Origin of the sequence: Sphingopyxis sp., assembly GCF_050916055.1 — a bacterium.
Lineage (GTDB): Bacteria > Pseudomonadota > Alphaproteobacteria > Sphingomonadales > Sphingomonadaceae > Sphingopyxis.
In genome coordinates this window covers 978,115-1,003,315 of sequence record NZ_CP051527.1, presented here as the reverse complement: position 1 = coordinate 1,003,315, position 25,201 = coordinate 978,115, and the positions used below count along the sequence as shown (strand labels likewise).

Annotated in this window: 24 protein-coding genes and 1 other annotated feature; of the genes, 11 read left to right on the top strand and 13 right to left on the bottom strand. The window is 66.8% G+C overall.

Annotation, left to right across the window (positions count from 1 at the left end; all coding sequences use genetic code 11):
- Positions 1 to 26 precede the first annotated feature (26 nt).
- Both HEQ22_RS04975 and HEQ22_RS04970 read right to left on the bottom strand, forming a co-directional pair.
- A complete protein-coding gene (locus HEQ22_RS04975) occupies positions 27 to 575 on the bottom strand; it encodes a peroxiredoxin (protein WP_432770095.1) in 549 nt (182 codons plus the stop codon).
- 107 nt (positions 576 to 682) lie between these two features.
- Complete coding sequence (locus tag HEQ22_RS04970) at positions 683 to 2,179, bottom strand: SulP family inorganic anion transporter (protein ID WP_432770094.1); 1,497 nt, start codon at positions 2,177 to 2,179, stop codon at positions 683 to 685.
- Between the two features lie 60 nt (positions 2,180 to 2,239).
- Positions 2,240 to 2,295: a sequence feature (sul1 is cis-regulatory element that is thought to sense ions involved in sulfur or methionine metabolism; They are found in Alphaproteobacteria), on the bottom strand.
- Between the two features lie 95 nt (positions 2,296 to 2,390).
- Between HEQ22_RS04970 and HEQ22_RS04965 the strand changes: the two genes are divergently transcribed.
- Positions 2,391 to 3,233, top strand: a complete 843-nt coding sequence (locus tag HEQ22_RS04965) for a TauD/TfdA dioxygenase family protein (RefSeq protein ID WP_432770093.1) — start codon at positions 2,391 to 2,393, stop codon at positions 3,231 to 3,233.
- A gap of 213 nt (positions 3,234 to 3,446) precedes the next feature.
- Here HEQ22_RS04965 and HEQ22_RS04960 read toward each other — a convergent pair whose 3' ends face one another.
- A complete protein-coding gene (locus HEQ22_RS04960; protein WP_432770092.1) occupies positions 3,447 to 4,121 on the bottom strand; it encodes a lysoplasmalogenase family protein in 675 nt (224 codons plus the stop codon).
- A gap of 74 nt (positions 4,122 to 4,195) precedes the next feature.
- Here HEQ22_RS04960 and trmFO point away from each other — a divergent pair, with 74 nt between their 5' ends.
- Entirely contained in the window at positions 4,196 to 5,560 is a 1,365-nt protein-coding gene (gene trmFO, locus HEQ22_RS04955; protein WP_432770091.1) for a methylenetetrahydrofolate--tRNA-(uracil(54)-C(5))-methyltransferase (FADH(2)-oxidizing) TrmFO, read from the top strand.
- Positions 5,561 to 5,713: 153 nt separating this feature from the next.
- Here the strand turns inward: trmFO and HEQ22_RS04950 are convergent, their stop codons facing one another.
- Entirely contained in the window at positions 5,714 to 6,181 is a 468-nt protein-coding gene (locus HEQ22_RS04950) for a hypothetical protein (protein ID WP_432770090.1), read from the bottom strand.
- A 135-nt stretch (positions 6,182 to 6,316) separates the two neighbouring features.
- Here HEQ22_RS04950 and HEQ22_RS04945 point away from each other — a divergent pair, with 135 nt between their 5' ends.
- On the top strand, positions 6,317 to 7,222 hold the full coding sequence (locus HEQ22_RS04945) for a hydrogen peroxide-inducible genes activator (protein ID WP_432770089.1): 906 nt from the start codon (positions 6,317 to 6,319) through the stop codon (positions 7,220 to 7,222).
- Positions 7,223 to 7,324: 102 nt separating this feature from the next.
- Here HEQ22_RS04945 and HEQ22_RS04940 read toward each other — a convergent pair whose 3' ends face one another.
- From HEQ22_RS04940 to pgsA, 3 genes are read right to left on the bottom strand one after another with little or no spacing between them, the layout of a single operon-like run.
- Complete coding sequence (locus tag HEQ22_RS04940) at positions 7,325 to 7,765, bottom strand: molybdenum cofactor biosynthesis protein MoaE (protein ID WP_432770088.1); 441 nt, start codon at positions 7,763 to 7,765, stop codon at positions 7,325 to 7,327.
- Positions 7,762 to 8,019 (bottom strand): MoaD/ThiS family protein, encoded by a 258-nt coding sequence (locus HEQ22_RS04935; protein ID WP_432770087.1) that lies wholly within the window; start codon positions 8,017 to 8,019, stop codon positions 7,762 to 7,764. Before HEQ22_RS04935 ends, HEQ22_RS04940 begins: the two co-directional genes overlap by 4 nt.
- On the bottom strand, positions 8,020 to 8,592 hold the full coding sequence (gene pgsA, locus HEQ22_RS04930; RefSeq protein WP_432770086.1) for a CDP-diacylglycerol--glycerol-3-phosphate 3-phosphatidyltransferase: 573 nt from the start codon (positions 8,590 to 8,592) through the stop codon (positions 8,020 to 8,022).
- A 135-nt stretch (positions 8,593 to 8,727) separates the two neighbouring features.
- On the opposite strand from pgsA, the gene HEQ22_RS04925 reads away from it, so the two are divergent.
- Positions 8,728 to 9,999 (top strand): MFS transporter, encoded by a 1,272-nt coding sequence (locus HEQ22_RS04925; protein WP_432770085.1) that lies wholly within the window; start codon positions 8,728 to 8,730, stop codon positions 9,997 to 9,999.
- A 251-nt stretch (positions 10,000 to 10,250) separates the two neighbouring features.
- On the opposite strand, the gene HEQ22_RS04920 is transcribed toward HEQ22_RS04925, so the two are convergent.
- The 3 genes from HEQ22_RS04920 to HEQ22_RS04910 are packed head-to-tail and all read right to left on the bottom strand — an operon-like array spanning position 10,251 to position 13,892.
- Complete coding sequence (locus tag HEQ22_RS04920; protein ID WP_432770084.1) at positions 10,251 to 11,639, bottom strand: sensor histidine kinase; 1,389 nt, start codon at positions 11,637 to 11,639, stop codon at positions 10,251 to 10,253.
- Positions 11,636 to 12,607 (bottom strand): hypothetical protein, encoded by a 972-nt coding sequence (locus HEQ22_RS04915; protein WP_432770083.1) that lies wholly within the window; start codon positions 12,605 to 12,607, stop codon positions 11,636 to 11,638. The genes HEQ22_RS04920 and HEQ22_RS04915 overlap by 4 nt, the downstream gene beginning before the upstream one ends.
- A gap of 58 nt (positions 12,608 to 12,665) precedes the next feature.
- Positions 12,666 to 13,892: a hypothetical protein gene (locus HEQ22_RS04910; protein WP_432770082.1), complete on the bottom strand. Its 1,227-nt coding sequence runs from the start codon at positions 13,890 to 13,892 to the stop codon at positions 12,666 to 12,668.
- A 108-nt stretch (positions 13,893 to 14,000) separates the two neighbouring features.
- On the opposite strand from HEQ22_RS04910, the gene HEQ22_RS04905 reads away from it, so the two are divergent.
- The 5 genes from HEQ22_RS04905 to HEQ22_RS04885 all read left to right on the top strand — a co-directional run bounded on the left by HEQ22_RS04905 (position 14,001) and on the right by HEQ22_RS04885 (position 20,974).
- Complete coding sequence (locus HEQ22_RS04905) at positions 14,001 to 14,708, top strand: SDR family NAD(P)-dependent oxidoreductase (RefSeq protein ID WP_432770081.1); 708 nt, start codon at positions 14,001 to 14,003, stop codon at positions 14,706 to 14,708.
- Between the two features lie 151 nt (positions 14,709 to 14,859).
- Entirely contained in the window at positions 14,860 to 17,499 is a 2,640-nt protein-coding gene (gene gyrA / locus HEQ22_RS04900) for a DNA gyrase subunit A (RefSeq protein ID WP_432770942.1), read from the top strand.
- A 113-nt stretch (positions 17,500 to 17,612) separates the two neighbouring features.
- Complete coding sequence (locus HEQ22_RS04895; RefSeq protein ID WP_432770080.1) at positions 17,613 to 18,470, top strand: hypothetical protein; 858 nt, start codon at positions 17,613 to 17,615, stop codon at positions 18,468 to 18,470.
- Positions 18,467 to 18,772 (top strand): DUF952 domain-containing protein, encoded by a 306-nt coding sequence (locus tag HEQ22_RS04890; protein WP_432770079.1) that lies wholly within the window; start codon positions 18,467 to 18,469, stop codon positions 18,770 to 18,772. Before HEQ22_RS04895 ends, HEQ22_RS04890 begins: the two co-directional genes overlap by 4 nt.
- A gap of 129 nt (positions 18,773 to 18,901) precedes the next feature.
- A complete protein-coding gene (locus tag HEQ22_RS04885; protein ID WP_432770078.1) occupies positions 18,902 to 20,974 on the top strand; it encodes an amidohydrolase family protein in 2,073 nt (690 codons plus the stop codon).
- Between the two features lie 375 nt (positions 20,975 to 21,349).
- On the opposite strand, the gene HEQ22_RS04880 is transcribed toward HEQ22_RS04885, so the two are convergent.
- Together HEQ22_RS04880 and HEQ22_RS04875 are read right to left on the bottom strand one after the other, a co-directional pair.
- Positions 21,350 to 21,664, bottom strand: a complete 315-nt coding sequence (locus HEQ22_RS04880) for a hypothetical protein (RefSeq protein WP_432770077.1) — start codon at positions 21,662 to 21,664, stop codon at positions 21,350 to 21,352.
- Between the two features lie 117 nt (positions 21,665 to 21,781).
- Positions 21,782 to 22,264, bottom strand: a complete 483-nt coding sequence (locus tag HEQ22_RS04875; RefSeq protein ID WP_432770076.1) for a DUF6456 domain-containing protein — start codon at positions 22,262 to 22,264, stop codon at positions 21,782 to 21,784.
- 87 nt (positions 22,265 to 22,351) lie between these two features.
- Here HEQ22_RS04875 and HEQ22_RS04870 point away from each other — a divergent pair, with 87 nt between their 5' ends.
- Both HEQ22_RS04870 and HEQ22_RS04865 read left to right on the top strand, forming a co-directional pair.
- The gene (locus HEQ22_RS04870) at positions 22,352 to 22,912 is read left to right on the top strand and encodes a helix-turn-helix domain-containing protein (protein ID WP_432770075.1); all 561 of its coding nucleotides are present in this window, start codon (positions 22,352 to 22,354) and stop codon (positions 22,910 to 22,912) included.
- Positions 22,913 to 23,019: 107 nt separating this feature from the next.
- Entirely contained in the window at positions 23,020 to 24,192 is a 1,173-nt protein-coding gene (locus tag HEQ22_RS04865; protein WP_432770074.1) for a glycosyltransferase, read from the top strand.
- 15 nt (positions 24,193 to 24,207) lie between these two features.
- On the opposite strand, the gene secF is transcribed toward HEQ22_RS04865, so the two are convergent.
- Positions 24,208 to 25,191 carry a protein translocase subunit SecF gene (secF, locus tag HEQ22_RS04860; RefSeq protein ID WP_432770073.1) on the bottom strand — a complete coding sequence of 328 codons (984 nt, stop codon included), beginning with the start codon at positions 25,189 to 25,191 and terminating at the stop codon, positions 24,208 to 24,210.
- Positions 25,192 to 25,201: the final 10 nt, after the last annotated feature.

Below are 25,201 nucleotides of genomic sequence, written 5' to 3'. Positions count from 1 at the left end.
CCCTCGTCCTCCGCCTCCGGGTCAGCTTACCGCCGCCGCGCCTTCCATGCGCGCACCGCCGCCATCGCCTTTTCGACATGCGCCTGCGGTTTGCTGTCGGTGTAGGCGAGCAGGATCGTCCCGTCGGGAGCGATCACATAGGAGGTTCGGCTCGACAGCATCGATCCGTCGGGGCGCTGCATCGTCGCGTCGAATTGCGCCGCAACCTTGGCGCCCGGATCGGCGGCGACCGCGAATTTGTCGCGGCACGCCGAGCGCGAAAATTCGGCGACGCGGTCGATATTGCCCGCGGTCACCCCGATCACGCGCGCGCCGAGCTGGTTGAACTTGCCGTTCGCCTCGGCGAACAGATGCGCTTCCATCGTACAGCCGGGGGTGAAAGCGGCGGGGAAGAAATAGAGCACGACCGGCCCGCCGCGCAGCGTCTGTTTCAGCGACAGGCGGAATTCCTTGCCGCCCTGCGCCGCGGTCAGCGTGAAGTCGGGCGCCTTGACGCCTTGCACCAGCGCTGCGATGCCCGCTGCAGGCAGAACGGCGAGCGACAGGCCGGCGCCAAGCGACAACGCAATTTTCATCAGCATCTTCATCGGAATTCCTTCGCCGCGATCGAGGGGCAGTGGCGTCAGGATGCGGAAAAAAGACGGCGGCGTCTACATTGATCGCGCACGCTCCCGCGCTGCGCTCAATGCGGCACCATGCCAATCTCGACGCCGGTTTTGTCGTGCAGCGCGAATTTGTCGATGATGTCGGCGCTGGCGCGATTGTAACCGACGACGTCCACGCGCCGCCCCTCGCGCCGCAGCCGCGCGACGATCTTGTCGAGCGCCCCGACCCCCGAAATATCCCAGAAATGCGCCGCCGACACATCGATCAGCACCGTGTCCGCCCCGTCGCCGGTTTGGAACGCGCGGGTAAAGCGATCGACCGAGGCGAAGAAAATCTGCCCGGTGACGCGATAGGTCGCGGTCACGCCGTCGGCCGACACCTCGCGCTCGACCGCGAACATCCGCCGCACCTTGCCGGCAAAGAACACCCCCGACAACAACACCCCTGCCAAGACGCCGAGCGACAGGTCGTGCGTCGCCACCACCACGATCACCGTCGTCAGCATGACGACCGACGACGTCGGCGGATGGCGGCGCAGGTTGGGAATCGAGTTCCAGCTGAAGGTGCCGATCGACACCATGATCATCACCGCGACCAGCGCGGGCATCGGCACCTGCCCGACAAACGGACCAAGCACCGCCAGCAGGAACAGCAGGAACGCGCCGGCGGTAAAGGTCGATAGTCGCCCGCGGCCACCCGAGGTTACGTTGATCACCGACTGGCCGATCATCGCGCAGCCACCCATGCCGCCAAAGAAAGCGGCCACGATGTTCGCCCCGCCCTGCCCGGCGCATTCGCGCTGCTTGTCGCTGTCGGTATCGGTCATGTCGTCGACGATCTGCGCGGTGAGCAGGCTTTCGAGCAGGCCCACCGCTGCCATGGTCAGCGAATAGGGCAGGATGATCCGGAGCGTTTCCCACGTCAGCGGCACATTCGGCAACGCCAGGCTCGGCAGTCCCTCGGGCAATTTGCCCATGTCGCCGACCGTATTGACCGGCAGGCCGAAACCGATGCTGATCGCCGACAGGATCAGGATCGCGACCAGCGGCGACGGCACCGCCTTGGTCAGGCGCGGCAACAGATAGATGATCGCCAGCCCGCCCGCGACCATCGCATAGGTTTCCCAGCCGACGTTGGTCAGTTGCGGTAGCTGCGCCATGAAAATCAGGATCGCCAGCGCGTTGACGAATCCGGTGATCACCGACCGCGACACGAACTGCATCAGCAGGTCGAGCCGGAGTAGTCCCGCGACGATCTGGATCAACCCCATCAGGATCGTCGCCGCGAACAGATATTCGACGCCATGATCGCGCACGAGCGGGATCACCAGCACCGCGACCGCGGCGGTGGCGGCAGAGATCATGCCGGTGCGGCCGCCGGTAAAGGCGACGACCATCGCGATCGCGACCGAGGCGTAAAGCCCGACGCGCGGATCGACCCCGGCGATGATCGAAAAGCCGATCGCTTCGGGAATCAGCGCCAGCGCGACGACGATGCCGGCGAGAATTTCGCGGCGCAGCGAGGCACCGTCGGTGAACCACTGCTGGCGATAGGAAGACAAGGAAACGGACATTGGAATTCCACAACAAGGCACATGGCGCCAGCTTGGGCGCGAACAGGATTTCATGTGTGATGTCGTCCGGCGGATCGGCGGCCGGAATAGCCACCCGGATTTGCACCGGGTCCATGCGAGTGCGCGCCTCCTAGCTTGGTGTTCCCACCAGCGCAAGCGGGCCGCGTGGCGGGCAATTGACCCCGCGCCCCAATCGGCGCAGCATCGCGGGATGACCCTGACCATCACTCCCAGCGGCCAGTCGTGCGGCGCCCGCGTCACCGGCGTCGACCTGACCCGGCCGCTCGCCCCCGACCTCGTCGCCGACATCCGCGCCGCGTGGCTCGATTACCATGTCCTCGCCTTCCCCGATCAGAACATGACCGACGACGATCTCGAGCGCTTCACCCGATATTTCGGCGGCTTCGGCGACGATCCCTTCATCAAGCCGATCCCCGGGCGCGAACATGTGATCGCGGTCCGGCGCCGCGCCGACGAAACCTCGCCCTTGTTCGCCGAAAACTGGCACAGCGACTGGAGCTTTCAGGCCCGCCCGCCCGCGGGCACCTGCCTGTTCGGGATCACCATCCCGCCGGTCGGCGGCAACACCGATTTTTCGAACCAGCACGCCGCGCTCGACGCGATGCCTGCTGCGCTGCGCGCGAAAATCGAAGGGCGGAGCGCGATCCACAGCGCGCGCGGCGGCTATGCGCCGTCGGGCATGTATGGCGCGAACGACAAGCATCGCAGCATGGACATCCGCTCGGGCGACGAAGCGCTGGCGACGCAGCTGCACCCTTTCATCCGCCGCCACCCCGAAACCGGCCGCGCGGGGCTGTTCGGCTGCGCCGGTTACATCGTGGGCATCGACGGCATGGACGATGCCGAGGCACTGCCGATACTCCACGAATTGCTGCAATGGCAGGGCCGCGAGGAGTTCCGCTACAGCCATGTCTGGGAACCCGACATGCTCATCCTGTGGGACAACCGCTCGCTCCTCCACCGCGCCACCGGCGGCTACGACGGCCACGACCGCCTGCTCCACCGCACGACGATCGCGGCGTGGGAGGGGTAGGGTCGGGGCGAAGCGGCTACTTGGGGGCGGGAAGTCGACGGTGCGATCCTCCCCGGTACGGGGAGGGGGACCATGCGAAGCATGGTGGAGGGGTACGCGGTGTCGAGCGCGGCGTATGACCTCCTGTGCCCCTCCACCACCCTGCGGGTGGTCCCCCTCCCCCTGCGGGGGAGGATCGCTTTAGGTCACCACCGGTCGCTTCCCGCCACGCAGCTACGCCTCCTCCGCCAGCCTACTCACCACCCCCCACGCAATCAGCGCCTGCCCGCCGAAATACAGCGGCCACACCAGCCACAACGTCACGTCCTTCGACAGCGTCCCGCCCTCACCGGCAAAAATGAACAGGTCGCTGGCCAGAAACGCCATTGCGCCGATGCCGGTGCGGTAGCGCGGAAAGCGGCTCGTCCACGCGGTCGCCGCCATGATCGCCACCCCGCCGGTGTACGCAATCGCCGCCCCCATCAGCCCCGCCTCGGCGCCGCGCGTCAGCCCCCAGGCGACCAGCAGCGCCAGCGGCACCAGCACCCACGCCAGCAATTTCTGTGACGACGTCAGGCTGGGCCGCCGGTTGCGCAGATACAATATGATCGCGATCAGATGCCCCGCCGCGAACGCTGCCGCCCCCGCCAGCATCCCGACCGCATCGAGCAACCAGTCACCCAGCGCGCCGAACGCCAGCACCGCCGCGATCAGCCGCCCGTCGCCGCTCCGCGCATTCGCCGCCGCCCACACCGCGAGCAAGCCGACCCCCGACGCCTTCCACGCCCAGATTGCCGGCCCGTCGAGCCGCAGATACACCGCGGCGAAATAGCTGATCCCGCCGACCAGCGCCGCCAGCCACAACCAGCGTGCGCGATCTCCGGCTCTGGCCCACCCCTGCTCACCCATGCCCGCCCCTTTGCATCTTGCCCCGAACCCGCCTAGTGCGCGGCAGATTGGTCGCAAGTCAACGGATAGGGTAAATGGCGGAATACGACGTGCACATCATCGGCGGCGGCCTCGCCGGATCCGAAGCCGCCTGGCAGCTCGCTGAGGCGGGTTTCCGCGTCCGCCTGTCCGAAATGCGCGGCGCCAATATGCCGGATGGGGGCGACATGACCCCGGCACATCAGGGCGACGCGCTCGCCGAAATGGTGTGCTCGAACAGCTTTCGCAGCGACGACGGCGACAGCAACGCCGTCGGCCTCCTCCACCGCGAGATGCGGACGCTGGGCTCGATCATCATGCGCGAGGCCGACGTCCACAAGGTCCCCGCCGGCTCCGCCCTCGCGGTCGACCGCGACCTGTTTTCGGGGGGCGTCACCCGCGCGCTCGAAAGCCATCCCAACATCGCCATCGTCCGCGAACGCGTCGATACACTCCCGACCGCGGGTCTGACCATCGTCGCCACCGGCCCGCTCACCGCCGCCAGCCTGGCGGACAGCATCGGCGCCGCGACCGGCAAGGATGCGCTCGCCTTTTTCGATGCCATCGCCCCGATCGTCTACCGCGACAGCATCGACATGGACGTGGCGTGGATGGCGAGCCGCTGGGACAAGGTCGGCCCGATCGGCGACGGCAAGGATTATATCAACTGCCCGATGGACAAGGAGCAATATCACGCCTTCGTCCAGGGGCTGGTCGACGGCGACAAGACCGAATTCAAGGAATGGGAGTCGAGCACCCCTTATTTCGAAGGCTGCATGCCGATCGAAGTGATGGCCGAGCGCGGCCCCGAAACGCTGCGCTTCGGCCCGATGAAGGGCGTCGGCCTCGACAATCCGCGCACCGGCAGATGGCCATACGCGGTGGTCCAGCTGCGCCAGGACAATGCGCTCGGCACCTTGTGGAACATGGTCGGTTTCCAGACCAAGCTGAAGCACGCGGCGCAGGTCGAACTGTTCCGCACCATCCCCGGCCTCGAAAAAGCCGAATTCGCGCGCCTCGGCGGGCTGCATCGCAACAGCTTCATCCGCTCGCCCGAATTGCTCGACGCCGAGCTCCGCCTCAAATCGGCGCCGCATATCCGCTTCGCCGGCCAGATCACCGGCTGCGAAGGCTATGTCGAAAGCGCCGCGATCGGCCTGATCGCCGCGCGGTTTGCCGCCGCCGAACTCGCGGGCCGCGCCCTGCCCCCGCCGCCGCCCGAGACCGCGCTCGGCGCGCTGCTCGGCCATATCACCGGCGGCGCCGATGCCGCGACCTACCAACCGATGAACGTCAACTTCGGCCTCTTCCCGCCGCTCGCCGAGGATGTGCGGAAGAAGGATCGCAAGCTGGGATATACGCAGCGCGCGGGGGCTTCACTCGCTGAGTGGATGAAAGTCGCGGACGGCGTCGCCGCATAACCGTCGCAAATCCTCCCTGTGGCGAAGCCATGGGGAGGGGGACCGTTCGCGAAGTGAATGGTGGAGGGGCCGCGACGGTAGTGCAAATGCCCCTCCGTCGGCGCTTCGCGCTGCCACCTCCCCATGGCTTCGCCACAGGGAGGATCGATATGCTCAACACTTACACGCCGCCTTGACCGCACGCTTCGGCGCCGTTGTCGCAAACTCCGCCCGCGTCAGGTCGCCCGACTTGTCGCCGTCGGCCCCGGCAAAGCGCGTTCCCGTCGTCGCCGCCCATTCCTCGAAGGTCAGCAGATTGTTGCCGTCCTTGTCGAGCTTGCGAAACGCCGCGGTGCGCGACGACATCAACTCGACGCGGCTGATCCGGTCGTTGCGGTCGCGGTCGAACCGGTTGAAGCGGCGTTCCTCGCGCGACGCCTCTTTCGCCGCGGGCAGGGCCGGCGGCGCCGGTCCGCGCGTCGGCGCATCGGACCCGGCCACCGGGATCGCCGCCAGCGCCGGCGGCGGTTCGGGCAGCACCGCCTCTTCGGCGATCTGCGTATAGCCGGCCCACATAAACAGGCCGCCGGTCAGCAGCAGCGCGCTCGCCACCCCACCGATCAGAAAACGGGAAATCGCCATCCGCCCCTCCGCCCCTTGGTCGGCGACAGGCTATCACGCCGCGGCCCGGCCGGGCAACAATCGCCGCCAATATGGCCGCGAATAATTATCGAACATATTGTTCAAAACTGCACCGGTCATGGCTATATCCGATCAATGCAATATTACCTCCCGTCGCTGAAGCAGATGCAATATCTCGTCGCGCTGCGCGAACACGGCCATTTCGGCCGCGCCGCCGACGCCTGCAACGTCACCCAATCGACGCTGTCGGCGGGGATCCGCGAGCTGGAAACATTGCTCGGCCAGACCCTCGTCGAACGCACGCGCCGCGTCATGCGCTTCACCGGGCTCGGCAATGCGATCGTCGACAAGGCGCATCGCGTGCTGCGCGAGGCTGAAGAGCTCGTCGACATGGCCGCCGCCGCCGCCGCGCCGCTGGTCGGAGAGCTGCGGATGAGCGTCATCCCGACGATCGCGCCCTTCCTGCTCCCCGGCATGCTGCGCCTGCTGCGCAAGGAACGTCCCGCGCTCAAGCTGTTCCTGCGCGAGGAGACGAGCGCGCAGGCGTGCGAATCGCTCCACCACGGCACCGTCGACTGCGTCCTCCTCGCGCTCCCCTATGCGTGCGGCGACGTCGAGGTCGAAAACCTGTTCGACGACGCACTGTTCGTTGCCTTTCCCGGCGACCAGTCCGAAGACCTGCCCGCGATGGTCAGCGCCGACCAGATCGACCCCGCGCAGATGCTGATGCTCGAGGACGGCCATTGCCTGAAGGACCACGCCCTCGCCGCATGCAACCGCCCCGAACTGCGCGCCGGGGCGCGGATGATGGGGACCTCGCTGCACACCCTCGTCCAGATGGTCGACAACGGCCTTGGCATCACGATGCTGCCGCAGATGGCGATCGAGGCCGGTATCCTCGACCACACCGACATCGACACCCGCCCCCTCGATTCGGACCACGACTGGCGCACCATCGCGCTGGTGTGGCGCAAAGGCAGCCCACGCGCCGACGAGTTCAAGATGCTGGCGGATATTTTCCGGGCGCATCGGGGGGGTTAAACCGAACCATCGAGCCCGTTCGTGTCGAGCGAAGTCGAGACACGCGAAGGCATGCGCAAAGCAAGCGTCTCTCGACTTCGCTCGAGACGAACGGAATTTAGCTCACCCCCACCGCTCCGCCCGCGCCGCATCCCCCGCCCGCGCCTCGACCCACGCCACCCGCCCATCTCCGAACGTCTCGCGCTTCCACAGCATCACGTCGGTCTTCAGCCGGTCGATCAGAAACTCGCACGCCGCCAGCGCCTCGCTGCGGTGCGGGCTGCTCGCCAGCACCAGCACGATCGTGTCGCCCGGCCCCATCGCCCCGACGCGGTGGATCAGGGTCAGCGCCGCCAGCCTCCACCGGTCGGCCGCGACATGCGCCAGATCGCCCAGCCCCGCCTCGGTCATCACCGGATGATGCTCCAGGAACAGCTCGGTCAGATCGCCGTCGCCGCGCACCCGACCGATAAAGCTGGCGCTGGCGCCATGGCCGCCGGCATCGTGCAGGTCGAACGCGGCGCCGACGTCGATCGCCGCCGCCTGCACCGCGACGCGGATCATCCGCCCGTCACCGGCGGGAACAGCGCCACCTCGCGCGCCCCGATCAGCGGCGCTCCCGGCCCCATCATCACGCCATCGACCGCGGCCCGAATCCGTTGCGGTTCGGCAAAGGCCGCCGCACCGCGTGCGTCGCGCGCCGCCAGCCACGCCAGCAGCGCGGGCAGGTCGGTCACCGCAGCCGGCAGATCGACGACCTCGTCGGCCACCCCCATCCGCTCGCGGACCCAGGCGAAATAGCTAATCGTCAGCGCCATCTAGTCCATATGCTTCAGGCCGACGCGCAGATAGTCCCACCCGGTGATCAGCGTCAGCACCGCGGCGCCCCACAGCGACGCCAGCCCGACCAGCTTGACCCATTCCATCGCCGGCACTGCGCCGGCCAGGATCAGCGCGCCGAACGCGACCAGCTGGAACGTCGTCTTCCACTTCGCCAGCTGGGTCACCGGCATCGACACCTGCAACGTCGCGAGGAACTCGCGCAATCCCGACACGATGATCTCGCGCAGCAGGATCATCAGCGCCGCGATGACGTGATAACCGGTGATGTCGCGGGTAAAGACCAGCAGCAAAATCACCGCCGCGATCATGATCTTGTCGGCGATCGGGTCCAGAAACGCCCCCAGCCGCGACACGATGCCACGCGACCGTGCCACATAACCGTCAAAATAATCGGTAATGCCCATCAGGCAATACAGGCCGAACGCCAGCGCATAGTCGATCGGCTTGGGCTGGTGCGATCCTTCGACCACCCCGGGCCACAGCAGGAACAGCAGGATGGGCACCGCCAAAATGCGCGACAATGTCAGGATGTTCGGCAGACTGAGCATGATCCCCGCAGACGTGTCCGTTCCAAAATGGGCTTTGACCGCGTCCGCCCTAACCGATAAGCCCCCCGCGCGACAACAATATTGCCGTGACGATCCGGCGTCGTGCGATTTTCAGGCTGCAAAAGTGGATTTTCAATGACCGGTTCCTTTGCGCTGATGAAGCAACGCCGGTTCCTGCCCCTGTTCGCTACCCAGTTCCTCAACGCCTTCAACGACAATTTCTACAAGATGGCGATGGTGATCCTCGTCACCTTCACCATCTACAAGGATCCGGAGACCGAGGCGTGGTTCAACGCGCTGGCGGGCGGGCTGTTCATCCTGCCCTTCTTCCTGTTTTCGGCGCTCGCCGGGCAGCTCGCCGACAGCACCGACAAGACGCGGATGATCCGCCTGATCAAGACCGCCGAAATCGCGATCATGGTCGTCGGCGCCATCGGCATCTGGCTGCATTTGGTGCCGGTGATGCTGCTCGCGCTGTTCGCGATGGGGACCCACTCGACCTTCTTCGGCCCGATCAAATATGCGATCCTGCCCCAGCATCTGGAGGAGGACGAGGTTCTCGCCGGCACCGGCTGGGTCGAGGCGGGCACCTATATCGCCATTCTCGGCGGCACCATCGTCGGCGGCCTCACCCCGCCGCACATCGCGATCCCCGGCATCATCATCGTCGCGATCATCGGCCGCCTGACCGCCAACTATGTCCCCGCCGCCCCCCCCGAAGCCGAGGCCAAGGGGCTGGTCATCGATTACAACGTGTTTCGCTCGTCGTGGCGGCTGGTCAATTCGACGATGCACATCCCGCGTCTGTTCCTCGCGATCGTGTCGATCAGCTTCTTCTGGGCGATCGGCGCCATCCTCGCCGCGCAGTTCCCGCCGCTGGTCAAGAATGCGCTCGGCGCCGACAACACCGTCGCGACCCTGTTCACCGCCATCTTCTCGGTCGGCGTCGCGATCGGCTCGATCATCGTCAACCGGCTGCTCAAGGGCCATGTCTCGGCGCGCTATTCGCCGGGCTCGGTGATCGTCATGGGCTTGTTCGTGCTCGACCTGTGGTGGAACGTCAAAGGCTGGGACCATGTCGGCACCGGCCTGATGAATTGGCGCGACTTTCTGGCACTGACCACCGGCGACCGCATCATCCTCGACCTGCTCGGCATCGCGATCGCCGGCGGCATGTTCGTCGTCCCGCTCTACGCCTTCCTGACCACCACCGTCGCCAAATCGCAAACTGCACGCACCGTCGCGGCGAACAACATCGTCAACTCGGGCTTCATGGTGGCCGCGACCCTGCTGCTCAGCGTCCTGATCGGGATCGGTCTGACGATCGACGACACGCTGCTGATGGTCGCCGCAATGTGCCTGGTGTCGTCGGTGCTGGCATGGAAACTGCATAAGGCGTGCGATTAGAGCGTTGATGGCCGTCCGCTTTGGGTGGGAAGCGGCCATCTAAATCCTCCCCACTGGTGGGGAGGTGGCAGCGCGAAGCGCTGACGGAGGGGGTTGGCGTCGTCACGCAACTCCCGCGTCAGGCCGCCAGGCCCCCTCCACCACCTTCGGTGGTCCCCCTCCCCGCAAGCGGGGAGGATTTTGGATGGCCACTCCCGGCCGCCACGAGACACGTGACCTCTGCACCGCAACGCATATCCGGAAACGAGGCTTTATCCCGCATCCCGCGCCGGCAGGCTCAACGTAAACCGTGCCCCCTGTCCGGGCGCGCTATCGACCGTCAGGTCGCCGTCCATCGCGCGCGCCAGGCGCCGCGCAATGTACAGGCCCAGCCCCGACCCGCCACTGTCGGTGCGCCCCAGCCGCTCGAATTTTTCGAACACCACCGCCTGCTGCTCGGCGTCGATGCCCTGTCCCTGGTCGGCGACGGTCACCGTCGCGCGATCCCCGTCGCGGTCGACGCGGATCCAGATCAGCGAATTGTCGGGCGAGTAACGGATCGCATTGCCGAGCAGGTTGAGCAGCACCTGCAGCACGCGGCGGAATTCGCCGGTCGCGGGCGCCTTGTCGTCGGTGCGCGGGGCGTCGATGCGGATGCCCTTTTCCTCGGCCTTCATGCCGAGCAGGCCGACCGCGCGCCGCGCCAGATCGCCAAGGTCGATTTCGTCGCGCGCCGCCTTGAACCCTGGCCGCTCGATATTCTGCAGGTCGGCCAGATCGTCGACCAGCCCGAGCAGATGCCGTCCGGCATGCGCGATATCGCCGGCATAGCGGGCATAATCGGCGCGGATCGGTCCGTCGAACTGGCCCGAGATCGTCTCGGCCGTGGCGATGATGCGACTGAGCGGCCCGCGCAGCGCGCCGTCGATGCGGCGCCCGAACTGCGGATCGGATAGCGGCAGCGAACCGAATGCGGGGTCGATCCGCGCCGACGCCCCGGCAGCGATCGGCTCGGCGACCGGTTCGGCTCCCGGAGCGGCGGTGCCGCGAAACCCGGTGAAGCGCGCCGTGGCGTCGAACAACGGCTCGCCCGCCAGAATCATCGCGGCCGAGCCGTCGGCGCCGGCGACACGAACGCGCTGGCCGTCGAAACGCGATTGCCGCGCCAGCGCCCGCAGCACCGCAAAGCGGCCGTCGTCGTCGGGCTGCAATTCGAACAGTTCGGACAGCGATCGGCCTTCCCAATCGGTCGGGACCGGCGGCGCGCCGGGCGCGGTGTAGAGCGCGACCAGCCGCAACTGCTGATCGCATTCCCAGGCCCAGCCGTGCGGCGTCGCCGCTGCCGCGCCAGCCGCCGGCACCTGCGGCGCGGTAACGCCGCGCGTGCGCCAGTCGCTGATCTCCAGGCTGGTGCCGTCGGCATCGGGCAAGATGCGGACCAGCGCATGGACGTCGCTATGGTCGTCGGCGGCATGGAGCGGGCGGCTGATATCGCGCTGCAGCCGCTGAGCGAGCGCAACCAGCCGCGCCAGATGCGGCAGCGCCAGCGGCGTACCGAGCGCCGCGCCGGCGCGCACCTGCAGCCGCAACAGCGGCGCGTCGGCGCTGACCAGCGCGCCAAGACGGTCGATCCGCCCGCGGACGATGCGCTCCTCGATCATCCGCCGTCGCCCGGTGAAGACAGGGCATCGGCGCGGGCCTGCAGCAGCGCGGCATAATCGTCGGCGGCGGTGCCGCCCGCCGCGACCGCGCGGTCGGCCAGCATCGCCAGCGACGCCTCGAGCGGCGCGAGCGCGGAGCGTTCGATGCGAAGCGGGGCGAGCAGCGACGGCAGCGCCGCCGCCTCGGCGGTCAGCAGCGCCAGCGCCATTTCGCCATAGCTGCGGTGAGACGCCGCGGCGGCAAGGCCGACCAGCGTCGGCCAGTCGTGGCGGGCGATCGCCGTGGCGGCGGTTTCGGGCAAGGCGCCCGCCGCATCGAGCAGTTCATGATAGGCGGCCGCGGCGCGATCGATCCCGGCGGCGTCGGCGTGGCGCGCGAGTTCGGCGCGCACCGCCTCGCCCAGCCGCGCGGCGAGCGCCGGGTCGCGCGCCGCCGCGACCAGCCGCCATGCGGCAACGTCGAGCAACAGCGCGCGCCAGACGTCGCCGCCAAGGTCGGCGGGCGCGAGGCAAGGGTTGCCGAGCGCATCGAACCGGCGGCGATCGGCGATGCGGAGCGTCAGATAGGCGCGGTCTATCGCCGACATGGCCGTGTCCGCTACGGTGGCGGGGTCTTCCGCTACATCGTCGGTACCGGCGACGAGCGGCGCCACTGCCGCCCGCTGCGCCGATTGCTCGCGCCAGCGATGCTCTTCGGCGCGCGCAAAACACAGCGGCGCCAGCCGGTCGGCGCCAGGCAGGCCTTCGGTCAGCCAGTTGTGCCACATGGCGTCGGCGTCGAGCGCGGGGTCGATCCGCACCGCCGCGTCGGCAACCAGCCGCCGCGCGATGCCGAGCGCCAGCGCCCGCTGTTCCTCGGTCAGCCGCCCGGCGCCCGGCGCGGCCAGAAATGCGGCAAGCTCGCGCAGGCGCGCCGACAGCGTCGGCGACGGCGGGTCGATGCCGGGCGAGAGGAAAGAATCGGCCATTCGCATCCGCCAATACCAGCATGGCGTTAATGCGCGCTAAACCTTGAAGCGCTTTGTTTTAGCTGGGGTCGCCGCTCGCTTCGGGGCGGTGCGCGAGCCGCAGCCAGAGCAGCATCTGCAACAGCGCGAGCAGCGGCAGGATCGCGAACATCAGCGGCGCCAGACCGAACAGCAGCGCCGGCGCCAGCATGATCCACGCCTGGTCGGCGTCGGGCAGCAGCCAGTGAAACCGCCGCTTCGCCCCCGCATCCTCGTAAAGCACCCGCGCCAGCACGATGGTGGCGGCCAGGCATGGCGCCAGCGCGGCTTCCGAAAACGGGGGCATCTGGTGCGTCGGGCCGGCGAGCGACACGAGCCATGGGAAGATCGCGAGCAAGATCAGGGCGAAGGTGCGGATGACGTCGCGAACCCGGTCCTGCGCCGCGCTTTCGGCGCGGAATGCCGCCAGGAAGCGCATCGCCGCGAGGCCCAGCCCGCCGACGATCGCGACCAGCGCCCCCGCCGCTGCAAGCCCGCTCGCCGCGAGCAGCGCGACGATTACCCACAGCAAGGCGGTGCCATAGGGCAGATAGCGCGCGGTCGCCGGCGATTTCACGAGCAGCGGGCCGGCCAGCCGGATGAGCGGCATCATGATCGCCGAACGCCCCAGCCCCATCCCGCCATATTCGACGCGTTGCAGGCTCGACCGCTCGATCAGCGCCGCGGTCGGCCGATCGGAGATCACCGCGATGTCGCCCTGTTCGAACAGCGCCGGTTCGCAATAAAGCCGCCGCGCCCCCGCCTGCACCGCTAGGCGCAGCAGCGTCAGCATCATGTCCCATTCGCCCGGCATCGCCGCCAGTTCGGCGACCATCGGCTGCGAAATCGACGCGAGGCCGCCCCAGCGCCGCGTCGCGTCGATGCGTTCGAACCCCTGCGTCAGCACGGTGTCGCCGGTGACGAGGATCGCCGGCGATCCGGGCCGCGCGATCGCGGCATAATGGGTGCCGCCCGCGCGCAATCCGTCGGCGACCAGAATGATCCGGTCGTCGCCCTCGACCAGCGCCATCAGGTCGGCGGCGGCGCGCACCGGTGTCACCTTCATGCCGCGGCGGCGAATGCGGTCGCACGTCGTCAGCAGCTCTGACGGCACGGCGCCGACGGCCACCGCGATGTGGGTGACGCCGACGTCGGCCAGCCGCGCCGCCTGCCGCTCGATCAGCGTTTCGCCAGCGACGGTGACGAGCGCGCGCAGCCCGCCGTCGGGCACGACTTCGCTGGCGCCGATCAGCGCGATCAGGGCCATCGGCGGGCACGATGATGTTGAAACGCCACAGCCGACCGTCATATGGCGCCGGGCCGGTTTGGCAAGCATCGCTTGTCGCGCCGCCGGGCCGCGTGATACCCCGCCCGCGTGACAGATCGCGGATCGGCCATCATCATCGGCGCATCGGGCGGCATCGGCGCCGCGCTCGCCGACGCGCTCGAGGCTGGCGGACGCCATGACGTCATTGACCGTTTCGCGCGGTCGTCCCCCGCCCCCCACCACATCGATATCACTGACGAAGCGTCGGTCGCGGCCGCCGCAGCTTTGGTTCGCGACAGCGGCCCGCCGCCGCGGCTGGTGATCGTCGCGACCGGCCTCCTTCACGATCCGGAGCACCAGCCCGAACGAAAGCTCGCCGACATCGACCCCGCGTGGATGGCGCGCAATTTTGCCGTCAACACGATCGGCCCGGCGTTGATCGCCAAATATTTCCTGCCCTTGCTGCCGCGCCGCGGACGCACCGTCTTCGCGATGCTGTCGGCGCGCGTCGGCAGCATCGGCGACAATCGCAGCGGCGGCTGGTACAGCTACCGCGCCTCGAAAGCCGCGCTCAACCAGCTGGCGCGCGGCTTCGCGATTGCCGAGGCGCGGCGCAACCCCGACGCGCTCGTCGTCGCGCTGCACCCCGGCACCGTCGACACCGGCCTGTCGGCGCCGTTCCAGCGCGGCGTGCCACCCGGAGCCCTCACCCCCGCGCCCGCCGCCGCCGCCAATCTGCTGCGGGTGATCGATGCGCTGACGCCCGCCGCAAACGGCCGGATTTTCGCGTGGGACGGCAGCGAAATCATTCCCTGAAAATCGACCGAATCGCTGGCATTTGCCGTCCCCGTCGGCTAGGGAAAAGCCACCTCCCGAAAAGCAGAAAAAAGGCCGGGTCTTGACCGAAGAAAATACGCCGACGCCGCCGTTCGAAGACGGCATTTCGCCGATCAACATCGTCGACGAAATGAAGACCAGTTACCTCGATTACGCGATGAGTGTGATCGTCAGCCGCGCGCTGCCCGACGTGCGCGACGGGCTGAAGCCGGTGCACCGGCGCATCCTCTACTCGGCGTTCGAAAGCGGCTATGTCGCGGGCCGTCCCTATCGCAAATCGGCGCGCATCGTCGGCGACGTGATGGGTAAATATCACCCGCACGGCGACAGCTCGATCTACGACGCGCTTGCCCGCATGACGCAGGACTGGTCGATGAGCGTCCCGCTCGTCGATGGCCAGGGCAATTTCGGCTCGATGGACCCCGATCCGCCGGCGGCAATGCGCTACACCGAATCGCGCCTCGCCAAGGTCGCGAACACGCTGCTCGGCGATCTCGACAAGGATACGGTCGATTTCCAGCCGAACTATGACGGCTCCGAATCCGAACCGACCGTCCTGCCCGCGCGCTACCCGAACCTGCTCGTCAACGGCGCGGGCGGCATCGCGGTCGGCATGGCGACCAACATCCCGCCGCACAACCTCGGCGAAGTGATCAACGCGACGCTCGCGACGATCGACAATCCCGAGATTACCCTCGACGAGCTGATGGCTATCATCCCCGGCCCCGATTTCCCGACCGGCGCGTTGATGCTGGGCCAGGGCGGCGCGCGCAACGCCTATGCCACCGGCCGCGGGTCGGTGATGATGCGCGCGACGCACATCATCGAAGAAGGCAGGAACGACCGTCAGTCGATTGTTTTGACGTCGATTCCGTTCCAGGTCGGCAAGTCGGGACTGGTCGAGAAGATCGCCGAAGCGGCGCGCGACAAGCGCATCGAGGGCGTCTCCGACATTCGCGACGAATCGAACCGCGAGGGCGTCCGCGTCGTCATCGAACTGAAGCGCGACGCGACCGCCGAGGTCGTGCTCAACCAGCTATGGCGCCACACCCCGGCGCAGTCGAGCTTCCCCGCCAACATGCTCGCGATCCGCGGCGGCCGCCCCGAAATGATGGGGCTGAAGACGATCCTGTCGGCGTTCATCGACTTCCGCGAAGAAGTGATCACCCGCCGCTGCAAGTTCGAGCTGAACAAGGCGCGCGACCGCGCGCATATCTTGCTCGGCCTGGTCGTCGCGGTCAGCAACCTCGACGAGGTCGTCCGCATCATCCGCGGCTCGCCCAGCCCCGCCGCCGCGCGCGAAGCGCTGCTCGCGCGCGAATGGCCGGTCGGCGACATCGCGCCCTATATCCGTCTGGTCGAAGCGATCGACGGCGAGCTCGACGATAGCGCTTCGTATCGCCTGTCCGAAGTTCAGGTGAAGGCGATCCTCGACCTCCGCCTGCATCGCCTCACCGCGCTCGGCCGTGATGAAATCGGCAAGGAACTCAAGGAACTGGCTGACGAGATTGAGGAGCTGCTGAGCATCCTCGCCAACCGCGACAAGCTGATCGCCGTGATGCGCGAAGAGCTGATCGCGGTGCGCGACGAATTCGCCAAGCCGCGCCGCACCCAGCTCGCCCCCGCCGCCGACGGCATCGACGACGAAGATCTGATCGAGCGCGAAGAGATGGTCGTCACCGTCACGATGGACGGGTACATCAAGCGCACCACGCTCGACACCTTCCGCTCGCAGCGTCGCGGCGGCAAGGGCCGCGCCGGCATGGCGACGAAGGACGAGGATGTCGTCACCGAAATGTTCGTCACCTCGACGCACACCCCGGTGCTGTTCTTCTCGACCCTCGGCAAAGTGTACCGGATGAAAGTGTGGCGCCTGCCCGAGGGCGGACCCGCCACCCGCGGCCGCCCGATGGTCAACCTGCTGCCGCTCGGCAAGGACGAGACGATCTCGACCGTGCTGCCGCTGCCCGAGGACGAGACCGAGTGGGGCAAGCTCCACGTCATGTTTGCCACGGCGAAGGGCAGCGTGCGCCGCAACAGCATGGACGCCTTCACCAACGTCCCCTCGAACGGCAAGATCGCGATGAAGTTCGAAGGTGAGGACGAGGACGACCGGCTGATCGGCGTCGCGCTGCTCGACGAAAGCGACGATGTCCTGCTCGCCACCCGCCAGGGCAAGGCGATCCGCTTCGCCGGCGACGACGTCCGCGAATTCCAGAGCCGCAATTCGACCGGGGTGCGCGGCATGCGCCTCGCGTCGGGCGACGAGGTGATCTCGCTGTCGATCCTCCACCGCGTCGGCACCAGCGGCGACGAGCGCGAAGCCTATCTGCGCGCCGCGCCGTGGAAGGACAATGAAAACGCGCCCACGCTGCCCGCCGACCGCATGGACGAACTCGCCGCGCGCGAACAGTTCATCCTCACCGTCTGCGCCAACGGCTATGGCAAATTGTCGTCGGCCTATGAATATCGCCGCACCGGCCGCGGCGGCCAGGGGATTACCAATATCGACAATATCGCCCGCAACGGCCTCGTCGTCGCCAGCTTCCCCGCGACCAAGGCGCATCAGCTGATGCTGGTCACCGATCAGGCGAAGCTGATCCGCATGGGGCTCGATTCGATGCGCGTCATCGGCCGCGGCTCGGCGGGCGTCCGTCTGTTCGACGTGTCGAACAACGAGCATGTCGTCTCCGCGGCGCTGATCGAGGACAGCGAAGAGGAAACCGAGGCAGAAGAGGGCGCGGCGGAATCTCCAAGCTCTCTTGAGTAATAATGTCGATGGCTAGTTGTGCAGTGTGTAGATCGAATGATGGCTTCGCGTGCAAGGTTACGCCTTCGCACTCTGGGAACATTCGATACGACTGTCCAGTGTGCGGAACATACATGGCCACCGACGAAGTGCTGGACGATTACCTACGCGACGTAAATGGACACCTGTCTTTGCCGCAGCGAGCTGCGCTATCACACTGGATATTTTTAAGACAACCCAAGAGAGGTACCGATGATGTGTTCTGGGTAGACAACGAGCTAGTCCAGTTGGTGCTTGAGAATCGAATTACGTGCCCTACGCCCGCACTGCAGGCAGCAAATATTATAAGGTACATAGGAGATCAAACCCGGAAGACCGGTGAAGCGATCGAAGGGCTTTCTCCGTTCTTCCCTTCCTCTGTTGGCTGCTACTCCAGAGAGGGAGCATGTCAGATAATCGAAGAGCTAATTGAGCGCGGCCTTCTCGTGGGAACCGATGCTTCCACCCAAGATGGACATGACTTCATCGATTTGCGCCTAACGTTGGCTGGTTGGCAAAGCTATGAGGACGAGATCGCTGGAGAACTATCCGGAAATTATGGATTTATTGCACTTAAATTTAACGACGTCATACTTGACCCTTTCCTCAATGACCACATCAAGCCGGCCGTACAATCGATCGGAATGGATCTCTTTGACATGAGAGACGTTTCGCAGGCCGGCCTCATAGACAACATTCTTCGAGTAAAAATTCGAGATGCCAGATTTGTTTTAGTTGATCTCACGCACGACAATGCGGGAGCTTATTGGGAAGCGGGATATGCCGAAGGTCTGGGGAAGCCAGTTCTATATATCTGCGAACGAAAAAAGTTCGAAGAAGCCAAGACTCACTTCGACACAAACCATTGCACAACGGTATGTTGGGACACTGGCAATCCAGACCAGTTTCGAGCTGAATTGATTGCCACTCTCAGAAGGACACTCGAGTCTTGAAAAAAACTGCCTTCAAGGTGTTGACCCCGCAGCAATGGGCCGATTTCGAACGCGAACGCGTGTTCCGCGGCGCCCCGGTCGACATCGCCGACGGCTATATCCACCTCTCGACCGCCGAACAGCTCGACGCCACGATCGCCAAGCATTTCGCGGGCCAGTCGCCGCTGATGATCGCCGAGATCGACCTGGTATGTCTCGGCGAGGCGGTGCGGTGGGAGGAAGCGCGCGGCGGCGCGCTGTTTCCGCACCTTTACGCCGAACTGCCAATCCACGCGGTGGTAAGCCTGCAAAAGCGCGACTGAACCGTCGCCCTCGCCTGCGCGGGGGCGACGATCGCATTCATCGAAGCCGCGCCGCCCTTGGTCGCAACTTGCTTCGCCGGCCCGAATGCCCCTACCACCGTCGCACTTTGCGATTGGGGAGATTTGACGATGCGCCTGCTTTTGACTGCCGCCCTGCTGGCCTCGACCGCCACCCTGCCGGCCATAGCGCATGAGGCACCCGCCGCCCCCGCGGCGGCGTCGAAGCCTGTCCCCAAGGAGGATCTGCTCAAACCGCCCGCCGACGCGGTGAAATATGTCGTGGTGTCCGAGGCCGGCAAGCATGGCGATCAGTGGCGCTGGCAGCTTCCCGACGGCCGCACCGCCTATCGCTGGTCGCAGGAGCTGCGCGGCTGGATCACCGAAATGGACCAGGTCACCACCCTGACGCCCGACGGCACGATCGCCGCGACGACGGTGCGCGGCATCACCATGTCGGGCGACGCCGCCGAGGCGTATCGCGTCGCCGACGGCCGCGCGACCTGGAAAACCGCCACCGACGCCGGCGAGGCTGCCGCGGGCGGCTGGTATATTCCGGCCGGCGGGGTCGGCATCGCCAACGCGCCGCTGATCGACGCGCTCGCCGCCGCCGGCGACGCCGGGCTCGATTTCCTGCCCAGCGGCAAAGGCCGCATGACGCTCGCGGGCCAGCAGACGATCGCGGGTCCGAACGGCCCGAAAACGGTCCAGCTCGCCTTCATCAGCGGCATTCTTCCCTCGCCGTTACCGGTCTGGCTCGACGATCGGCAGCGCTATTTCGCCGACATCAGCTACATCTCGGTGATCCCCGCGGGTTATGAAGGCGCGCTCAAACAGCTCCGCGACGCGCAGGAAGCCGCGACCGCCGCCGCGGTCGCTGGCATCGCTGAACGCTTCCTCACCGCCGCCGCGAAAGCCCCGGTGCTGTTCGACAATGTCCAGCTGTTCGACGCCGACAAGGGCGCGTTTCTGCCCGCCCGCGCGGTGCTCGCGCAGGACGGCAAGATCGCGGCAATCGGCGCCGCCGGCTCGCTCAAGGCTCCCGCCGGCGCGCGCGTCATCGACGGCAAGGGCAAGACCCTCGTCCCCGGCATCTGGGACAGCCACCTCCACATCGGCGACGACTGGGACGTGCTGTCGAACATGGCGAACGGCATCACCAGCTTCCGCAGCCCCGGCACCACCTTCGACCGCGCGGTCGAGGCGACGAAGCGCCGCGCCGACGGCAGCCTCTTGATGGGCGAGCCCTTCATCTCGGTCATCATCGACAAGAAGGATCCGCTCGCGGCGCAGGGCGCCGAGGTGGTGAGCAGCGCCGAGGAAGCGATCGCCGCCGTCCGCCGCGTCAAGGCTGCCGGGCTGTGGGGGGTGAAATTCTACACCTCGATGAACCCGGCATGGATCGCCCCCGCGGCGACCGAGGCGCACAGGCTCGGCCTCCACGTCCACGGCCATGTCCCGGCGACGATGAAGCCCAGCGAGGCGGTCGCCGCGGGCTACGACGAGCTGACCCACCTCAATTTCGTCGTCATGGAAGCGATGCCGCGCGAGGTGATCGACAAGGCGAACACGCGCCAGCGGATGGAAGGCCCGGCGCGCTATTTCAAGGACGTCGACCTCGACGCCCCGCTGATGAAGGGCTTCATCGCCGACCTCGCGAAGCGCCAGACGATCGTCGATCCGACGATTGTCATCTTCGAAGGCATGCTGACGCAGGACGGCGGCACGCCGCATCCCGCCTACGCCCCCTATATGGGCATCATCTCGCCCGTCGTCGAACGCTCGGCGTTCACCAGCGGCGGTTATCCGCTCGTCGAGGGGCTGACGCGCGACGATTATCGCAAAAGCTATGCCAAGATGGTCGACCTCGTCGGCCGCCTGCACCGGGCGGGCGTGCCGATCGTCGCGGGCACCGACGGCTGGGGGATCGAGCTGATCCGCGAGCTCGAAATCTACCGCCAGGCGGGTTTCACCCCCGCCGAGGCGATCCAGAGCGCCACCATCCTCCCCGCCCGCGTCGTCGGCGCCGACCAGCGCACCGGTTCGATCGCGGTCGGCAAGGAAGCCGACATGGTGCTGGTCGACGGCGACGCCTCCACCGACCTCGGCGCGCTGCGCCGCGTCGTGACGGTGGTCAGCGACGGTTATGTCATGGACGCCGACGAACTGCGCAAAGCGGCGGGGTATAGCGCGCGCCCGAAATAGGACAGCGCGTCACCCTGGAATAACCCGCTCGCCCGAATCGATGACTGCTTAGGGGTGGGGAGCGGACGTTTGCTCATTTCTGTACCGCGGCGAAAGCCGGGGCCCAGAGCGTTGGAAAGCTGGCCTTGCGTGATGACGCCCTGGACCCCGGCTTTCGCCGGGGTACACCGCATTTACGTCCGCAACTGCTCGTCAAAGGCCATCCCCCAATCCGTTCGTGTCGAGCGAAGTCGAGACACCCTTCGACCTCACACCACGCCGATCGGCATCTCGACTTCGCTCGATGCGAACGGGGTTAAGTAGGGCAGCTTCTGGTCGTTTGCGGACATCACGCCGGAGCGGTGGCAACCGGTGGATATGGGTGGTTAGCTGCCGCTATTCATCGCGCAACCCGGGCCGGTTTCTGATGGCATCGAACATGTCGATCACATTTAGAAGATCTTTCCGTTCATCGTCGAAGAGGTCGTCATATTTCAGCAAATCATGACACTTTTTTATTAGAATTCGGTCTAGGTGTCTGGCTCGGAAGCGCATAAATACAAAATGCGCGCGCCACTGAAGAAATTCAGAATAACCTACCGTTTCGTCCGCATTTTGGCGCTTGAGAACGGGCCATAGCGCAGCAAAAGCCGCATTGGATACCGCCATCGTCGCCGCGACCGAGTTTGGGACCAGTTCTTCAGTACTCACAATCGGCCTCCTTTGGACACGACCCCGCTTTGGATTAGCCTACGTCGGCGCGGCAATGACTGCAATTGGTCGTTAGCCGCCACGCCGCCCCCGGCCAGCGCGCGACTACCCTCGCCCTCACCCCGTCCCGTAAAAGCGCGCCAGCCGGTCGAGCGCCAGCCCGAGCACCAGTTTGCCCGAGCGCGCCGGCCAGCCGAGACCCTTTTCGGCGCAGCCGATCCCCTCGCCCGCGCAGATCACCCGCCAGCAGATATCGGCCAGCCCCGGCCCCGCCGCATCGAGCGCGCCATGAAAACGGCGATGCGCGTCGATGCGCGCCAGCGATGCATCGGACGCGCGGGTACCGCCGCGGCCCTTGCCCGGCGGCGCAGCATCCCAACGCATCGTCACCCGCGCCGCCAGCCCGGCGCGTTCATAGTCGGCGCGCAGCCGTTCCCCCGCGGCGAGCTGCGCCGCCGTCAGCATCCCGCGCGACGCCAGCCACGCGACCGGGCTTTCGGCGACATTGACCGTCACATGCCGCATCACCTGCGGTCCCGTCTTGCCCGGGTCGATCCGGTCGTCCGGATGGAGGCGGGTTTCGAGGCGGCGTGCGGTCATGCGAATCTCCTTGTCTGCACAACCCGCTTGACACTGGATTATTTTGTAGGAAAGAAGAAACCGATTTGGTTATTGAGGGAATATGCGATGATCAACAGCATTCGCGCCGTCCGCCGCGCCAAGGGCCTGACGCTCGAGGAGGTCGGCGCGCGCTGCGACCCGCCGACGACCGCGCAGACGATCGGCCGCCTCGAAACCGGCACCCGCACCCTGTCGCTTGGGTGGATGAACCGCATCGCCGCCGCGCTCGGGGTCGAGGCCGCCGAACTGGTGCAACTGCCGCAGGATACCCAGCTCACGATCACCGCGCTACTCGGCGCCGATGGCGCGCAGGCGCCGACGCGCGTCGAACAGGCGCTCACCGCGCGTCCGGCCGAGGACATGATCGCGGTGCGCGTCACCTCGTCGATCGGCGATTATCGCGCCGGCGACGAAATCTGGTGCCGCCGCATCGAGGGCGACTGGGCCAAGGCGCTCAATCGCGACCTGCTCGTCCCGCGCCCCGCCGGGCGCTTCTTCTTTGCGCGCCTGCTCGGCGTCGATGGCGAAAAGCTGCACCTGCTGCCGCTCGGCGCCGGCGCCCGGCAACAGGTCGTCGGCAATCCGCCTTGGGCCGCGGTCGCGGTGCGGCTGCTGCGCACGCTGTAACCCATGTCCGTTCGCCCTGAGATTGTCGAAGGGCCGTCCTTCTCTGTCGCGATGAAAGACATAACAGTGCTTCGACAAGCTCAGCACGAACGTGGGAGGGATAACGAATGACCACCCTCCGTGTCCTCAGCATCGCGACGCTGTTCCCCGACGCCGCCCGCCCCAACTTCGGGCTGTTCGTCGAAAAGAGCCTGCGCGCGCTCGCAGCGGAGCCCGGCGTCGAACTCACCATCGTCGCGCCGGTCGGCCTGCCACCCTTCCCGCTGTCGCTCCACCCGCGCTACCGCGCGCTGCGCGACCTGCCGCTGCACGAGGACTGGAACGGGCTGATCGTCCGCCGTCCGCGCTTCACCCTGCTCCCGAAAATCGGCGCGCGCTTCAACCCCGCCGCCATCGCGCGCGTCGTCCTGCCGATCGCGCGCGCCGCCGCACCGGACGTCATCGACGCGCAATTCTTCTATCCCGACGGCCCCGCCGCGATGCGCGTTGCCGCGGCGCTCGGCCTGCCCTTTTCGGTCAAGGCGCGCGGCGCCGACATCAGCCACTTCGGTCATGACCCGGCGACACGCCCGCAAGTGGTCGCGGCGGCCGCGAAGGCCGCCGGTCTGCTTGCGGTCTCCGCGGCGATGCGCGACGACATGGCGGCGATCGGTATCGATCCGGCGAAGGTGTCGGTCCATTACACGGGCATCGACGCCGCGCGCTTCGCCCCCGGCGACCGCGCCGCGGCGCGCGCTGCGCTCGGCATGGACGACGCGCCCGCGATTGTCACCGTCGGCGCGCTGATCGCGCGCAAGGGACAGGCGCTGGTGATCGAGGCGCTGGCGGCGCTGCCCGGCGTCCATTACTGGCTCGCCGGTGCCGGTGAGGAGGAAGGCCGTTACCGCGCGCTGGCCGAGCGCCTCGGCGTCGCCCCCCGCGTCCATTTTCTCGGCGCCGTCGCCAACGCCGACCTGTCGCAGCTCTACCGCGCCGCCGACGCGGTCGTCATGCCGTCGGTGAGCGAGGGGCTGGCCAACGCCTGGGTCGAGGCGCTCTCGTGCGGCACGCCGATCGTGATCAGCGATGCCGGCGGCGCCGCCGAGCTCGTGACCTCGCCGATCGCGGGGCGCATCGTGGCGCGCACCCCGCCGGCGATCGCCGCAGCGGTCACGGAAATCCTCGCCGCCCCGCCGGCACCGACAGCGGTGGCGGCGACGCTAGATGGCCGCTTCGACTGGCCGCGCAACGGCCGCGAGCTGGCCGCACATTTGCGCCGCTGTGCGAGGTCTGACGAATAGTTCGAAGATTACGGCCTAAACGACCGCGCCGTCGTCGGTCTTGCTCGCCACCCGCTCGCCGCCGTCCATCGCCGCGCTGGTGCGTGGGACGAAGCTGTCGGGTCCGACCTTCAGCCAGACCAGAACCGGCGTCGACATCAGCACCGACGAATAACCGCCGATGAACACCCCGAACAGCATCGCGGCGGTAAAGCCGAAGATCACGTCGGGGCCGAAAAGCAGCAGTACGCCAAGCGCCAGCACCATCGCCAGCGTGGTCATGACGGTGCGCGACAGCGTCTCGTTGATGCTGAGATTGAGCAGCGGCACAATCTCCATCTTGCGATATTTCTTCAGGTTTTCGCGGATCCGGTCATAGACGACGATCGTGTCGTTGAGCGAATAACCGACGATCGTCAGCAGCGCCGCGACGCTGTTCAGGTCGAACTGCATCTGGGTGACCGCGAACAGCCCGAACGTCAGCGACACCTCGTGGAACAGGCGCCCCAGCGCCCCGACCCCGAACTGCCATTCGAAGCGGATCCAGATATAGATCGAAATGCCGATGATCGCGAGGCCCAGGCTGATCGCCCCGGTGCGGATCAATTCGCCCGACACCTTGCCCGACACCGTCTCGACCGATCCGGTCGTGGCCGTCGGGAAAGCCTTCTGGATTCCCGATACCAGCTGCTGCCCCGCGCGCTCCGCGACGGACTTGTCGCCCTCGGGCAGCGCGGTGCGGATCGATATCGCCTTGTCCGATCCGAATTGCTGGATCGTCGGCTCGCCCAGGCCGATCTCGCCGACCTTGTCGCGAATCTCGTCGATCGGCGGCATTTCCTGCGCGAATTCGACGCGCACCGACTGGCCGCCGACGAAGTCGACCCCCAGGTTGAGCCCTTTGACGGCCACCAGCGCGATCGACACCACCACGAGGAAAAAGCTCATGAACGAGGCGACTTTCCGCCACCGCAGGAAATCGATGTTGGTGTCGTCGGGAACGAGTTTGAGCAGGCGCATCAGTGTCGCT